Origin of the sequence: Streptomyces sp. NPDC053069 (assembly GCF_044546895.1) — a bacterium.
Taxonomy (GTDB): Bacteria; Actinomycetota; Actinomycetes; order Streptomycetales; family Streptomycetaceae; genus Streptomyces.
The window spans coordinates 417,207-431,802 of record NZ_JBITZN010000006.1 but is presented as its reverse complement, the minus strand read 5'-3'; the positions used below and the strand labels follow the sequence as shown (position 1 = coordinate 431,802).

General features: G+C 71.2%; 9 protein-coding genes. 4 read left to right on the top strand and 5 right to left on the bottom strand.

Annotated elements, in window-relative coordinates:
* Positions 1 to 235: 235 nt before the first annotated feature.
* Entirely contained in the window at positions 236 to 880 is a 645-nt protein-coding gene (locus ACIGXP_RS17050; protein ID WP_399768999.1) for a DsbA family protein, read from the bottom strand.
* A gap of 138 nt (positions 881 to 1,018) precedes the next feature.
* Between ACIGXP_RS17050 and pepN the strand changes: the two genes are divergently transcribed.
* The 3 genes from pepN (at position 1,019) to ACIGXP_RS17035 (ending at position 5,843) form a co-directional block, all read left to right on the top strand.
* Positions 1,019 to 3,610: an aminopeptidase N gene (pepN, locus tag ACIGXP_RS17045; protein ID WP_399768997.1), complete on the top strand. Its 2,592-nt coding sequence runs from the start codon at positions 1,019 to 1,021 to the stop codon at positions 3,608 to 3,610.
* 207 nt (positions 3,611 to 3,817) lie between these two features.
* On the top strand, positions 3,818 to 4,864 hold the full coding sequence (locus ACIGXP_RS17040; protein WP_399768995.1) for a hypothetical protein: 1,047 nt from the start codon (positions 3,818 to 3,820) through the stop codon (positions 4,862 to 4,864).
* A 175-nt stretch (positions 4,865 to 5,039) separates the two neighbouring features.
* On the top strand, positions 5,040 to 5,843 hold the full coding sequence (locus ACIGXP_RS17035; RefSeq protein ID WP_399768993.1) for an SGNH/GDSL hydrolase family protein: 804 nt from the start codon (positions 5,040 to 5,042) through the stop codon (positions 5,841 to 5,843).
* A gap of 16 nt (positions 5,844 to 5,859) precedes the next feature.
* On the opposite strand, the gene ACIGXP_RS17030 is transcribed toward ACIGXP_RS17035, so the two are convergent.
* The 4 genes from ACIGXP_RS17030 to ACIGXP_RS17015 all read right to left on the bottom strand — a co-directional run bounded on the left by ACIGXP_RS17030 (position 5,860) and on the right by ACIGXP_RS17015 (position 10,882).
* Positions 5,860 to 7,053, bottom strand: a complete 1,194-nt coding sequence (locus ACIGXP_RS17030) for a glycosyltransferase (protein WP_399769102.1) — start codon at positions 7,051 to 7,053, stop codon at positions 5,860 to 5,862.
* A 151-nt stretch (positions 7,054 to 7,204) separates the two neighbouring features.
* A complete protein-coding gene (locus ACIGXP_RS17025) occupies positions 7,205 to 8,341 on the bottom strand; it encodes a serine hydrolase domain-containing protein (RefSeq protein ID WP_399768991.1) in 1,137 nt (378 codons plus the stop codon).
* Positions 8,342 to 8,436: 95 nt separating this feature from the next.
* A complete protein-coding gene (locus ACIGXP_RS17020; RefSeq protein WP_399768989.1) occupies positions 8,437 to 10,194 on the bottom strand; it encodes a TIGR03767 family metallophosphoesterase in 1,758 nt (585 codons plus the stop codon).
* A gap of 199 nt (positions 10,195 to 10,393) precedes the next feature.
* Entirely contained in the window at positions 10,394 to 10,882 is a 489-nt protein-coding gene (locus ACIGXP_RS17015; protein ID WP_399768987.1) for an NUDIX hydrolase, read from the bottom strand.
* A gap of 225 nt (positions 10,883 to 11,107) precedes the next feature.
* On the opposite strand from ACIGXP_RS17015, the gene ACIGXP_RS17010 reads away from it, so the two are divergent.
* Positions 11,108 to 14,383 (top strand): S8 family serine peptidase, encoded by a 3,276-nt coding sequence (locus ACIGXP_RS17010; RefSeq protein ID WP_399768985.1) that lies wholly within the window; start codon positions 11,108 to 11,110, stop codon positions 14,381 to 14,383.
* Positions 14,384 to 14,596 lie beyond the last annotated feature (213 nt).

Genomic DNA, 14,596 nt, shown 5'->3' with positions numbered 1-14,596 from the left:
CACCGCCGGAGACCGGCGAGGCCCCCACGTGCGACACGTGGGGGCCTTTCTGTCGTCCGCTCTGCTGCCCGGCCACTCTTGTTGCTGGTGTGCACTTGCAAGATAGTTGCAATAAGGTGGACGTCCTGCCTCGTGATCGTCTTCTCACCCTTCACGGCGGCAGACGGAGAAACGGAAAGCCCCCGTGAGGACGTGACTCACGGGGGCTTTCCCAGTCGGTGACCTGTCCGGTGACCTACAGGTTGCTGAAGTCGGGGCCCTTGGTGCGGGTCCGCTTGATCTCGTAGAAGCCCGGCACCGAGGCGACCGCGAGCGTGCCGTCCCACAGGCGGGCCGCCTCCTCGCCCTTCGGGGCCGGGGTGACCACCGGGCCGAAGAAGGCGATCTGCTCGCCGTCGGGGCCCGGGACCGCGATGACCGGGGTGCCGACGTCCTGGCCGACCTTCTCGATGCCCTCCTTGTGGGAGGCGCGCAGTTCCGTGTCGTAGGTGTCCTTGTCGATGAACCCGATCAGGTCGGCGGGCAGGTCCGCGTCGGCGAGGGCGGCGGCGATGCTGTCGCGGTTCACGCCGAGGCCCTCGTTGTGGAAGCGGGTGCCGAGCGCGGTGTAGAGCCTGCCGACCACCTCGTCGCCGTGCAGCTGCTGGGCCGCGATCGCCACCCGTACCGGCCCCCAGGTCCTGCCCCCGGGCCGCATGTTCTCGGCGTACTCCTCGGGCAGTTCGTCCAGCCTGTTCTCGTTGAGCACCGCCAGGCTCATCACATGCCAGCGGACCTCGATGTCGCGGACCTTCTCCACTTCCAGGACCCAACGGGAGGTCATCCAGGCCCAGGGGCACACCGGGTCGAACCAGAAGTCGACGGGGGTCTTGTCCGACATGTCTCTCCTCAAGGGGAACGCTTTTCCAGGCAAACACCCGTGTCCGCCCGGCCATTCCCCGGTGCTGCCCGTCAGGGGCACATGGCAGGATCGGTGCTGTTCAGCCGTCATCCACGCGATCACAAGGGAGTGCCGCCCGTGCCCGGTGAGAATCTGTCCCGCGACGAGGCCCGGGAGCGGGCCGCTCTGCTGTCCGTCGACGGGTACGACGTGTCCCTGGACCTCAGGTCCGCCGTCGGCGACGGGGACGGCGAGCCGCGCACGTTCCGCTCGGTGACCACGATCCGCTTCCGCTGCAACGAGCCGGGCGCGGCGAGCTTCGCCGATCTGGTCGCGCCGAGCGTGACCGCCGTGTCGCTGAACGGCCGTGACCTGGACCCCAGCGAGGTCTTCGACGGCTCGCGGATCACGCTGGAGGACCTGGCCGCCGAGAACGAGCTGGTGGTGGACGCCCAGTGCGCCTACTCGCGCACCGGCGAGGGCCTGCACCGCTTCGTCGACCCCGAGGACGGCGAGGTGTACCTCTACACCCAGTACGAGCCCGCCGACGCCCGCCGGGTCTTCGCCGACTTCGAGCAGCCGGACCTGAAGGCGCCGTACCGCTTCGAGGTGCGGGCGCCCGAGGGCTGGACGGTGTGGAGCAACGGCGCGGGTGAACTGGCCGACGGCGTGTGGCGGTTCGCGGAGACCAAGCCGATCTCGACGTACATCACCTGTGTGGTGGCGGGCCCGTACCACTACGTGACCGACTCCTACACCCGCAGGTTCGAGGACGGCACCGAGCTGGAGATCCCGCTCGGCGCGATGTGCCGCAAGGGGCTCGCCCCGCACTTCGACGCCGACGACGTCTTCCTGGTCACCAAGCAGGGCCTGGACTTCTTCCACGACCACTTCGACTACCCGTACCCGTTCGGGAAGTACGACCAGGCGTTCGTGCCCGAGTACAACCTGGGCGCGATGGAGAACCCGGGTCTGGTGACCTTCCGTGAGGAGTACATCTTCCGCGGGAAGGTGACGCAGGCGTCGTACGAGGGCCGGGCCAACGTCATCCTGCACGAGATGGCGCACATGTGGTTCGGCGACCTGGTCACCATGGAGTGGTGGGACGACCTGTGGCTGAAGGAGTCCTTCGCGGACTTCATGGGCACCTTCGCGAACGTCGGCGCGACCCGCTTCAAGGACGCGTGGATCACCTTCGCCAACCGCCGCAAGGCCTGGGCGTACCGCGCGGACCAGCTGCCGTCCACGCATCCGATCACGGCGGACATCCGTGACCTGGAGGACGCCAAGCTGAACTTCGACGGCATCACCTACGCCAAGGGCGCCTCGGTGCTCAAGCAGCTGGTGGCGTACGTCGGCCAGGACGCGTTCCTGGAGGGCGCCCGCCGCTACTTCAAGCGCCACGCGTACGGCAACACGCGCCTGGGCGACCTGCTGTCGGTGCTGGGCGAGACCAGCGGCCGGGACATGAGCGCGTGGGCCCGCTCCTGGCTGCAGACCGCCGGGGTCAACTCGCTGACGCCGCAGGTGCTGCTGGACGCGCAGGGCCGGGTGGCCGAGCTGGCGGTGGTGCAGGAGGCGGCCCCCATCGCCCCGGCGGAGCACCCCGAGGAGCGTCCGCACCGGGTCGCGGTGGGCCTGTACCGGCGGACGCCCGAGGGCGCGCTGGAGCGCTACGCGCGCGTGGAGACGGATGTGGAGGGCCCCCGCACGGTCGTCGCGGACCTGGCGGGTGCCGAGGCCCCGGAGCTGGTCCTGGTCAACGACGACGACCTGACGTACTGCAAGATCCGCTTCGACGACGTCTCGCTGGCCACCCTCAAGGAGCACCTGGGCGCGCTGACCGACCCGCTGGCCCGTGCCCTGTGCTGGTCGGCGCTGTGGAACCTGACCCGGGACGCGCTGCTGCCGGCACGGGACTTCGTGGATCTGGTGCTGCGGTTCGCGGGCCGCGAGTCCGACATCGGGGTGCTGCAGATGCTGCACGCGTGGGCGAACTCGGCGCTGGTGCACTATGCGGCGCCGGAGTGGCGGGAGACCGGCGGGGAACTGCTCGCCGAGGGCGCGCTGCGGGAGCTGCGGGCGGCCGGGGCGGGCAGTGAGCACCAGCTGGCCTGGGCCCGTTTCTTCGCGACCGTGGCCTCCGCCGAGCCGGACCTGAAGCTGCTGCGCGAGCTGCTGGACGGCACATCCACGGTCGAGGGCCTGGAGGTGGACCAGGAGCTGCGCTGGGCGTTCCTGGAGCCGCTGGCCGCGCACGGGGTGGCGGACGAGTCGGTGCTGGCGGCCGAGCTGGCCCGCGACGACACGGCGTCCGGCAAGCGGCACCAGGTGCGCTGCCTGGCCGCCCGTCCCTCGGCCGCGGTGAAGGCACAGGCGTGGGCGCAGGTGGTGGAGTCCGACGCCCTCTCCAACGCCCTGGTGGAGGCGACGATCGCGGGCTTCGGCCAGCCCTCGCAGCGGGAGCTGACCGCGCCGTACGCGGAGAAGTACTTCGCGGCGATCGAGCGGCTGTGGCGGGAGCGGTCCATCCAGATCGGCATGGACGTCGTACGCGGCCTGTTCCCGGCGCTGCAGGACCGCCCGGAGACGCTTCGGGCGACGGACGCGTGGCTGGACGCGCACCGGGACGCGGCGCCGGCGCTGCGCCGGCTGGTGCTGGAGGCGCGGGACGACCTGGCGCGGGCGCTGCGCGCCCAGGAGTGCGATGCGACGTCCGTCGGCCACTGAGCCTTGGCCTGAGCTTTCCCGGCCGGTGACCGTTACGAAATTCGGGCAAGAGTAGCCGTAACCCCTGGTCCGCACCCGATCGGACCAGGGGTTTTGCTTCCCTACTCGGCATCCGAACACCTGACCTTTAGTCCCGGCTTGTCCGCATTTCTCGACGGGCGTGTAACAGCGGTTACAGCGGGTACCGGGCGCGGGAATCCCGACGCCATGAACAACACCCCGCTCTCCCCCCGCCCCCTCCGTCACCTCTCCGAGGTCCACCGCCGCGTCCTGACGGCGGCTCAACTCCGGGCCCACGGTGTGACGACGGCCGAGCTGACCGAGCAGTGCCGCCCCGGCGGCCCCTGGCAGCTGCTGCTGCCGAACGTGGTCCTGCTGCACCCCGGACCGCCGACGAGCGAGGAGCGTCTGCACGGGGCGCTGCTGTACGCGGCCCGCGAGTCCACGCCGGGTGTCCCGGCCCAGCCGACGGCGGAGGAACCGCACCGCCCGGTCTACGCGGAGGCGATGATCACGGGCCTGGCCGCCCTCACCCTCCACGGCTTCTCGACCACCCCGCCGCTGCTCTCCCTGGACCACGTCGACGTGCTGGTCCCGCGGCTGCGCCGGCTGCGTTCCGCGGGCTACGTCCGGGTCCTGCGCACGCCCTCGCTGCCCAAGCCGCGCGCGGTGACGGGCCTGCCGGTGGCGCCGGTGCCGCGGGCGCTGGCGGACGCGGTGGCGGAGCTGACGGACGCGCAGGCGGTACGGCGGCTGCTGACCGAGGCGGTGCGCGGCGGCCACTGCGAACCCGCCTCGATCGTACGGGAGTTGACCCACGCCAAACTGCTGAACCGCCCCCACGTGGTGGACGCGGTGGACGCGCTCGTGGCGGAGGGCCGCTCGATCGCCGAGGACCGGCTGTACCGGATGGTCACCGAGTACGGGCTGCCCGACCCGGTCTGGAACGTCGACCTGCGCCTGCCCGGCGGCCCGCACCTCGGCGGCGTGGACGCGTACTGGCCCGACCAGGCGGTGGCGGTGGAGCTGGACACCCGCGCGACCCGGCAGGGCCACCAGCAGGACGACGACGCGCTGTGGTCGGAGTACGCCCGCAAGCGCGAGCACCTGGAACGCCTGGGGATCACGGTCGTGTACATCACCCCGAAGAAGCTGCGGGACGGGTTGGAGCAGCAGGCGGCGGTGGTGCGTACCGCCCTGATGGCGTCGGCCGACCGCGACCCGGCCGCCTATGTCGTGGTGCTTCCCCGGTAGTGACGGCCGGGGAGGACACCAGGAGGGGAGAGGAGGGGCCACCGGGCCGCACCGGTGGCCCCTCCTCGTGCGTGCCGCCTCCCGGCAACTTCTGCTGCGCCGCCCGGGTGAGCGTTCACCGGAACGGACCAGCACGGCGGGCGGGGCCGGGCGGGTCCGCGATAGGAGGGGACTCATGAGACAGTCCCGAACAGCGGCGGGTGCCTGCTCCCTCCTCCTGGCGGCTGCCTGCGCCTTCGCCGACCCCGCGACGGCAGAAGTGGCACCCGCGGCCACCGGCTACGTGGCCCTCGGCGACTCCTACTCGGCCGGTGTCGGAGCCGGCGACTACCTGTCCTCCGGCAAGGAGTGCAAGCGCAGCGCCCGGGCGTACCCGGCCCTGTGGGCCGAGGCCCATGCGCCGTCGTCGTTCGCCTTCGCCGCCTGCAACGGCGCCCGGACCACCGACGTCCTCGCCGACCAGCTCGGACACCTCAGCGCGCGCACGGGCCTGGTCACCCTCACCGTCGGCGGCAGCGACTCGGGCTTCGCCGGGGTCATGACGACCTGCGCGCTGGGCGGCGACACCCGGTGCCTGTCCGCCGTCTCCCGGGCCCGCACCTCGATGGACGGGACGCTCGCGCGCAACCTCGACCGTCTCTACACCGCGATCAGGGACCGGGCGCCCGCCGCCCATGTCGTGGTGCTGGGCTATCCGCACCTGTACCACCTGAGGGGCGCCTGCCGCATGGGCCTCGCGGACAAGGACCGCGCCGCCGTCAACGGCGCCGTGGACCACCTCAACGAGGTGATCGCCCGAGGCGCCGTCGGCCACGGCTTCACCTTCGCCGATGTCACCGCCGCCTTCGCCGGCCATGAGATCTGCTCGGCCAGCCCCTGGCTGCACGGCGTCGACGTGCCGGCGATCACCGAGTCGTACCACCCCACGGCCCCGGGCCAGTCCCTCGGCTACCTCCCGGTCCTCACCCGGGTGTCCTGACCTGGGTTCCCGGCCGCTACCGCGGCTCGGGCAGCGTCGGCAGCTGTGCGGTGCTCATGTGAACGCCGTCCAGCAGCGCGGCGTACGCCGCGATCATGCGCGTCCGGCTGAAGCGCTCGCGGCTCGCCGCCAGTGCCGGGGCGAGGCCGGCGCGGCCGGCGACCGCCGCCGTCCAGGCCCGCGCGACGGCGTCGGGGTCCTGCGGGGTCACGAAACCGTGGCCCCGGACGATCTCCGCGCTGTCGCCCACGTCCGTCGTCACGGGCACGGCGCCGCACATCATGCCCTCGATCAGGCACAGCGGTGCCGCCTCCCCCGAGGCGGAGGTCAGCGCGACGACGTCGGCGCCGGCGTAGACGGTCTCCATGTCGCGGCGCACACCGAGCAGGCGAATCCTTTCTGCAAGCTGCCGGTCCGCGCCGAACGCGCCCTCGATGTCGGACCACAGCGCCGGGTTCGTGTCGCTCATGCCCGCACCGCACATCAGGACGTGCCCCTCGGGCTCGCGGGCGAGCCAGGCGCGGGCGGCACGCAGGAGGAGCGGGATGTTCTTCATCGGGGCATAGCGGGCCGCGAAGACGACCACCGGGGCGGCGGCCGGGATGCCCAGGGACACCCGGAACGCCAGCCGGGCCGCCGGGTCCGGGCGGAAGCGGAGCAGGTCGACGCCGTTGGGGATGACATGCAGCAGCCGGCCCGGGATGCCGGCGGCCTCGTAGGCGGCCCGGGTGGACTCGGCGCAGCACACGCACGCGGCCACCGTGCCGTCGGCGATGGCGGCCTTCAGCTCGTCCAGCGCCGGGCCCTGGTTCTCCGGGTCCGAGCGGTGCAGGCAGACCACGACCGGGCGGCGGGGCAGACCGGCCCGGTTCAGCAGGGCCAGCGGCTGCTCCTTCAGGGAGAGGATCACATCGGCCCCGGCCATCGCCCGGGCCGTCTCGGCCATCTCGGGCCCGCTGAAAACGTTCGCCGCCAGAGCCCCGTCCACCAGTCCGGCGCTGCGGCCGAGCGAGGTGACGCCGATCCCGTCGGCGGTCAGCGCCCGGTAGCAGGCGTCGTCCTCCATGCGCTGCCGGGTGGCCTCGCGCCGGACCTCGCCGTGGATGCTGAGTACCCGGTGGGACTGGCCGCCCTCGGCCAGTCCCCGTATGACGTCGCTGTGCACGATCCGGGCTCCTCCGGAGAAGAAACCCTCGTAGACCGACAGCACCCGCAGTCCGCGCCCGTGCCGCACGCGACCACCCGCCTTGCATAAATGATCGAGAAGATCGAGCCATCCCCGTCCAAAGCGGGTTAGCCGATATGAGGCGGTACGGACATTGCGTACGGGTTAACACGGAATGTCGTGCATGAAACGGCGGCTAACAGAATTCCCCTTCGATCACGGGGTCCGCGTCCCCCGACCAGTCACCGTTGAAATTCAGCGCCAGGGAATGCCGGCCGTCGGCCGTCGCCACCGCCGCCGAGGCGGAGCCATGGATCCCTCCGCCGTGCCCCCAGACATGAACGCCGCAGGTCAGCCGGGTGTCCATGAGGCCGAGGCCATAGCGCGTGTCCGGGATGCCCTTGGCCTCGACGGTGGTCTTCATTTCCTTCAGCTGCTCGGGCGGCAGCAGCTTTCCGCGGAGCAGGGCGCTGTAGAAGCGGTCGAGGTCGGCGGAGTCCGAGATCATTTCACCCGCGGCGGAGGCGAACGAGGGGTTGAGGGTCGTGACGTCGTACGTCGGGCTGTCCGGATCGGTGAATTTCGAATAGGCACGGCTGCTCGGCCGCGGCACGGTGACCTTCGTACCGGGCAGGGAGGTGGCCCTCAGATGCAGTGGGCCGAGGATGCGGCGCTCGATCTCGGTCGCGTACGGGTGTCCCGTGACCTTCTCGATCACCATGCCCGCCACGACGAAGTTGGTGTTCGAGTAGCGCCAGGACGTGCCCGGCGCGAAGGACGGCTCGTGCCGCATCGCGACCGCCACCAGTTCGCGCGGGCGGACGGTGTCGTAGCGGTGCCGGGCGAAGCCCGCCGGGGTGAAGTAGTCACGGGCGAAGTCCGCGTCCTCGGTGTAGTCGGCGATGCCGCTGGTGTGGTTCAGCAGCTGCCGGACGGTGATGTGCCGGCCGTCGTGACCGTGCCCGTGGACGACGCCGGGCAGCCGCCTGTCCACCGTGTCGTCCAGGGACAGCCGGCCCTCCGCCTCCAGCTGGAGCAGGACGGTGGCGACGAAGGTCTTGGTGATGCTGCCGACGCGGTAGCGGTCGGCGGTGGACCGCGGCTCGCCCGTGCGCAGGTCGCCCACGCCGGCGGTGGTGGACCAGTTGCCGTGGGCGTCCCTCGCGGTGGCGGTCACTCCGGGAACACCGGCCGCGACGGCCGCCTCGACGGCCTTGCGGGTGGCGGTGTGCCCGTCGTCGAGACGGGCGCCGGTGGTGGCGGCGGCCGGTGCCGCCAGGGCCGCCGAGACGAGCAGGGCGGTGGCGCCCACCAGGGTCGTGCGTACGCGCATGTCTTCCCCCAACCTGGAATGTTCGGTCCGGTCGGGAAGGAGAACCTGCGTCGGATGCGCGAAGGTTGCCGTGCTGTACCCCAGTTGAGTGAATTTCAGCCCTTCTTCAGTACCAGCTCGGTGTTCCGGTCGGCCTCGCTGCCCGCGAGGGTCTTGTTGGCGCCGGGGGCGTTGTAGGCCAGCTCGCGGTAGAGGGCGGCGAGGCCGGTCTGGGACAGGTCGGCGTAGTCGGTGCGGTGCGGGGCGGCGGACTCGATCAGGGTGGTGAACACGGAGATCGTGCCGTCCTTGTTGTCGGCCAGCTCGATGATGCGGGCCAGGTGGGGGTAGTCGATGTGGGAGGCGGTGGAGATCTCCCAGAAGGACCGGCCGCCGAAGCCCTGGTGCGGGGTGATGACGTTCCTGTGGACGTGGCCGTTCACCCAGGCCAGGACACGGGCGTGGGCGGAGAGGACGGAGAGCACCTCGGCGCCGGTGTGCCGCTTCTCACCGGGGCGGGCCGGGTCGGGGCGGGTGTTGTTCATGCTCGTGCTGGTGTGGTGGCTGAAGACGACGGCGTAGGAGTCCTTGTTGCCCTTGAGCGTCCGCTCCAGCCACTTGAGCTGGGCGGTGCCGATCGAGCCGTTGTAGTGGCCGCCGGGATCGGTGGTGTCGAGGCTGATGCCGATGACGTCCTCGGAGATGCGGAAGGCGTAGTACTGGGTGCCCGCGTCGAGGTTCGCCGAGGAGTAGCCGTGGCCGGCCGGGCCGTGGCCCTGGTGGGCCGGGTCCAGGTGGGCCTTGAGGTAGTCGGCCTGGGTGTACGGGGCGCGCCTGTCGTCCGGGGTGACCGAGCGCATGGACCGGGCGTGGGCCTTGAGGAAGTCCCGGTAGCCGGTGCCCTTGGGGTCGGTGGCGTTGTTGATGCTCGCCAGGAGCTTCTTCGCGTCGGCGGCCGGGACATCCATCAGCTTCCTGCCGCCGATGGCCGCCTCGGCGAGGTAGGGGTCGCCGTGGGAGCCGTACGCGCCGAGCGGGAGGGCGTCGTGGTTGCCGACGGTGGAGTACCAGGGCAGATCGAGGCCGGGGCTGTTCACCTCGCGGATCGCGGCGGCCAGGAAGCCCTGCAGGTGCGGGAAGCCGAGCGCCTTGTCGCCGTCGCGGACGGCGGAGCCGGGCTGCCAGTACAGCTTCAGGCCGCTGTTCTGCACGCCCTCGTAGTGCCTGGGGTCTCCGGAGTTGGGGGTGATACGGCCACCGCTCATCACCTTCATGAACCACTCCAGCTCGGAGTGGGCGTTGTTGTCGGTGTTGTCGCCGGTGGTCATGACGAAGTGGAGCGGGGCGCCGGTGACGGGGGCGCCGCGCAGCGCGTTGACCCGCTCGACGAGCGAGACGGCGCCGGGCACGGTGAGCGCCTCGTGCGGGCGCCAGGAGTGCTGGTCGGCCGCGCGCAGGAACTCCCAGCGCAGGGGATGCTGGACGTCCATCAGGTGCAGGTCCGTGAACTGGACGAACGCGGCAAGGGCCGTACGGCGGTCGGCGCGGCCGGACTTGGCGGCGGCCAGCTCGCTGCGCACCACCCGCTTCCAGCCGGGGCCGTCGCCCAGACGCCGGTAGCCGGAGCTGTTCCGGGGCGCGGCGACGGAGGCGAGGGTGGTGCCCTTGGTGTAGGGGGCGGGCGAGGCGGAGGTGGAGACCTTCCGGGAGGCGGCGACGGGCGCCTCGGTGGAGGAGGTGGTGGCGGCCTGGCTGTCGGTGGGGCGCAGGGCGTAGCCGACGCCCGCGGAGAGCGAGACGGCTCCGGCGGCGGCGAGGACGGTACGGCGGTTGACCCCCAGAGCGGAGGCGGCGACAGAGCGTATGCGCGACATGGCGCGATCTCCCGGGTGCGAACGCGTCGGCAGTGGTCACGGGCCGTCGCTCGCGCGAACGCCCCGCTCACTGTGGATGCTTGGCACCCGGGATGACCTGCGCGTGAACGCGGCGGCAACGTGCAGCGCCGATCACCGTACGTGGATCACGGGGTACGGGACGCGGTCACGGAGTGGATTGCGCATGGCCGGGGCGCGGTTACTCCTCGTTCATCTCGCGGGGTAGGAGACGGGCTCCGGCGGCGAGATGGCCGTCCGTGGGACGCTCCCGCCACAGCCGCAGCGCGACGTCGACCAGGCGCACCCGGTTCAGGTCCAAGACGGCCGAAAGGTCCTGCCATGCGGCGAAATCGGTGGAGCCGCCGACCTCGTACCGGAGTTCACCGCCGGTGACCTCTCCTTCATAGAGGAGACGCAGGGCGTGGTGGTCGGTGGCGCGCCGCAGCCCCCGGCGGGCGAAGAGATGGTGCCGTGAGTCCACGCCGAGGAGACCGGTCACCTCGATGCGGTAGCCGGTCTCCTCGGTGACCTCGCGGCGGACCGTGTCGTACGGATCCTCGCCGTGCTCCATGCCGCCGCCGGGCAGCACCCACTCGGGGGTTCCGTCGGGGGATGGTGAACGAGCGAGCAGGATCCGTCCGTCCCGGACGCACACGGCGTAGGCCGCCACCCTCAAGTTCCGTCGCATTCCTGGACGTTAGCGCGCAGGGGCAGGGCGGCCGGAACCCACAGGGCCTCCTGTGCGGCAACCGCGCGAAGGCGTTCCCGGCATTACGCGCGCTCGAAGGAGAGTTGACCCATAGCGGGTTTTCCCTATACCTCCATATCGATTCGGTCAACGGTCACCAAAATTCCGTCCCTTGGGTAAAGCTGAGCGCCCTCGTTCGCTCGCTTCTTCACCTGAGGGATGCCGATGACCGAAATACCCGAGCGCACCCCCCGCCCCAGACGCCTGGCCCGCACAGCCGTCGCCGTGGGCGTGGTGGCCGCCCTGTCCGCGGCCGGGCCGATACCCCTGGCTCTCGCTGCGGACGCTCCCCCCTCCGGTGTCAAGTCCGCCCAGAAAAAGCTGGGTCCGGACGACGCCGGTCTGCTCGCCGAGGCCAAGGCCGACGGCGACAAGAACGTCACGATGATGATCGCGACGGCCCCCGGGCAGACCGAGCAGGTCGCCAAGGAGCTGGACGCGGTCCAGGGCGGCTCGGTGGGCCGTACCTACGACAAGGTCGGCTATGTCCGCGCCACCGTGCCGACGGCCCGGGCGGACTCGGCCATCGCCGCCGCCGCGAAGCTCTCCTCGGTCCACGCCATCGACCTCAAGCAGGAGATACCGCTCGACGACCCGTCCCCGAACGGCACCAAGTCCGGGAGCACGGCGTCCCCTTACCCCGGCCCCGGCAAGGGCACCCCCGCCGCGAACCCGTACAACCCCTCCTTCGAGACCGGTGCCGTCGAGTTCGTCAAGGAGCACCCGAAGGCGGACGGCCGCGGCATCACCATCGGCATCCTCGACTCCGGCGTCGACCTCGGCCACCCGGCCCTGCAGAAGACCACCACCGGCGAGCGGAAGATCGTCGACTGGGTGACCGCGACCGACCCGATCGCCGACGGTGACCAGACCTGGCGTCCGATGGTCACCGCGGTCTCCGGGCCCAGCTTCTCCTACGGCGGCGCGACCTGGACGGCGCCTTCCGGCTCGTACGGGATCAGCACCTTCAAGGAGTCCGCCACCACGGGCGGCGACGAGAAGGGCGACCTGAACCGGGACGGCGACACGACCGACAGCTGGGGCGTGCTGTACGACCCGGCGGCCGGCACGGTCACCGTCGACCTGGACAACAACCACGACTTCACCGACGACACGCCGATGAAGCCGTACAAGGACGGCTACCAGGTCGGTTACTTCGGCACCGACGACCCGAAGACCGACGTGGCCGAGCGGGTGCCGTTCGTCGTGCAGATCCGCAAGGACGTGCCGATGGACCCCTACGGCGGGACCTGGGTCGGCAAGAAGGCGGACTTCGTCAACATCGGGGTCATCGAGTCCGAGCACGGCACGCACGTCGCGGGCATCACGGCCGCCAACGGCCTGTTCGGCGGGAGGATGAACGGCGCTGCCCCGGGCGCGAAGCTCGTCTCCTCGCGCGCCTGCACCTGGACCGGCGGCTGCACCAACGTCGCCCTCACCGAGGGCATGATCGACCTGGTCACCAACCGGGGCGTCGACATCGTCAACATGTCGATCGGCGGCCTGCCGGCCCTGAACGACGGCAACAACGCACGCGCCGAGCTGTACACCCGGCTCATCGACACCTACGGCGTCCAGCTGGTGATCTCCGCGGGCAACTCCGGGCCCGGCGCCAACACCATCGGCGACCCCGGCCTGGCCGACAAGGTGATCTCGGTCGGCGCGGCCGTCTCCAAGGAGACCTGGGCCGCGAACTACGGCTCGGTCGTGGAGAAGAAGTACCAGATGATGCCCTTCTCCTCGCGCGGCCCGCGGGAGGACGGCGGCTTCACCCCGACCCTGGTCGCGCCCGGTGCCGCGATCAACACCACCCAGACCTGGCTGCCCGGCTCCCCGGTGGCCGAGGCGGGCTACTCGCTGCCGGCCGGCTACTCCATGCTCCAGGGCACCTCGATGGCCTCCCCGCAGGCGACGGGAGCGTCCGCGCTGCTGCTGAGCGCCGCCAGGGAGAAGGGCATCGACCTGACGCCCGCCAAGCTGCGCACGGCACTGACCTCGACCGCCGACCACATCAAGGGTGTGCAGGCGTACGAGGAGGGCGCGGGCCGCATCAACATCGTGGACGCGTGGGACGCGATCCGCGACGACGCGACCGCGCACGACTACACCGTGAAGGCCCCGGTCGACACCGCGCTCGACCAGGCGCTGAAGACCCCGGGCTTCGGCACCGGTCTGTACGACCGCGAGGGCGGTCTGAAGGCCGGCCAGAAGAAGACGTACGACGTCACGATCACCCGTACGTCCGGCCCGGACAAGGCCGTTTGGCACACGCTGCACTTCGAGAACAACGCGGGTGACACCTTCCGTCTCCTCGGCTCACCCCTGGTGAAGCTGCCGCTGAACCAGCCGGTGACCGTCAAGGTCCAGGCCGCGCCGAGGTCCGCGGGCATCAAGAGCGCGATCCTGGAGGTCGACGACCTGTTCACCGAGGGCGTCGACAAGCAGATCCTGACCACGGTCGTGGTGTCGACCCCGGTCGAGTACACCTACTCCGCGTCGAGTTCGGTGCAGCGCAACAGCACGCAGTCGTACTTCCTGAACGTGCCCGCGGGCGCCAAGTCCCTCGAGGTCGCGATCGGCGGGCTGAAGGACAAGAGCCAGACCCGGTTCATCGCCATCCACCCGTACGGCACCCCGGTGGACAACACCGGCACCCCGTACTGCTACCCGAACTATCTGGACGGCAACGGCTGCAAGCCCGACGTGCGCTCCTACGCCGACCCGCAGCCCGGCGTCTGGGAGGTGGAGGTCGAGTCCCGGCGTACGTCCCCGCTGCTGGACAACCCGTACACGCTGGACGTCTCCGTCCTCGGGGCGGCCTTCGACCCGGCGACGGTGACCGTGCCCGAGGCGAAGGTCGGCACGCCGGCCACCGCCGCCTGGAAGGTCACGAACGCGTACGCGGCCCTGGACGGCAAGCTGGCCGGTGGCCCGCTCGGCTCCGCCAGGACGACCCGCCCGTCCCTCAAGCAGGGCGAGAAGCAGACCACCACGGTGGACGTCCCGGCCGGCGCCAAGTCCCTGGACGTGGCGATCGGCAACGTCTCCGACGCGGCCGCCGACCTCGACCTGACCGTGTACGACGCGAGCGGCAAGCAGGTCGCCCAGTCCGCCGACGGCGACTCGGAGGAGTCGGTGTCCGTGCCGTCCCCGGCCGCCGGGACGTACACCATCGAGGTCGTCGGCTACTCGGTCCCGTCGGGTGCCACCGACTACGACTACCGGGACGTGTTCTTCTCCCCCACGCTCGGCACGGTCACGGTGGACGACTCGGCCCCGGTCGGGCTCGGCACCGGCGACTCCGCCACGGTCACCGGTCGGGTCACGGCCGCCGCCGAGGCACCGGCCGGCCGTGAGTTCTTCGGCCGGGTCCAGCTGGTGAATGCGCGCGGCACGGTCGCGGGCGTCGGCAGCGTGAAGATCGGCAAGGTCACGCCGTAACGGGCGGGTCAGGCTGAGGGGCGGGTGTCCGGGGGGACACCCGCCCCTCTTCGTCACGGGGGCGGGCCGCCCACGCCGGGACGGCGTCCACCGGCCGTGCTCATGCGTCGCCGTGCCACAGAGGTGTACGTCACACCGCCGTGTGGCCGCGAGCCGGACGGGCAGGGACGGGACAGCACAGCTTGCGGCCCGGGCGCCCAGCGGAGGGAATAT

Coding starts and splice junctions, on each gene's coding strand:
- ACIGXP_RS17050 (WP_399768999.1), bottom strand. CDS start 880: ATGTCGGACAAGACCCCCGTCGACTTCTGGTTCGACCCGGTGTGCCCC.
- ACIGXP_RS17040 (WP_399768995.1), top strand. CDS start 3,818: ATGAACAACACCCCGCTCTCCCCCCGCCCCCTCCGTCACCTCTCCGAG.
- ACIGXP_RS17035 (WP_399768993.1), top strand. CDS start 5,040: ATGAGACAGTCCCGAACAGCGGCGGGTGCCTGCTCCCTCCTCCTGGCG.
- ACIGXP_RS17025 (WP_399768991.1), bottom strand. CDS start 8,341: ATGCGCGTACGCACGACCCTGGTGGGCGCCACCGCCCTGCTCGTCTCG.
- ACIGXP_RS17020 (WP_399768989.1), bottom strand. CDS start 10,194: ATGTCGCGCATACGCTCTGTCGCCGCCTCCGCTCTGGGGGTCAACCGC.
- ACIGXP_RS17015 (WP_399768987.1), bottom strand. CDS start 10,882: ATGCGACGGAACTTGAGGGTGGCGGCCTACGCCGTGTGCGTCCGGGAC.
- ACIGXP_RS17010 (WP_399768985.1), top strand. CDS start 11,108: ATGACCGAAATACCCGAGCGCACCCCCCGCCCCAGACGCCTGGCCCGC.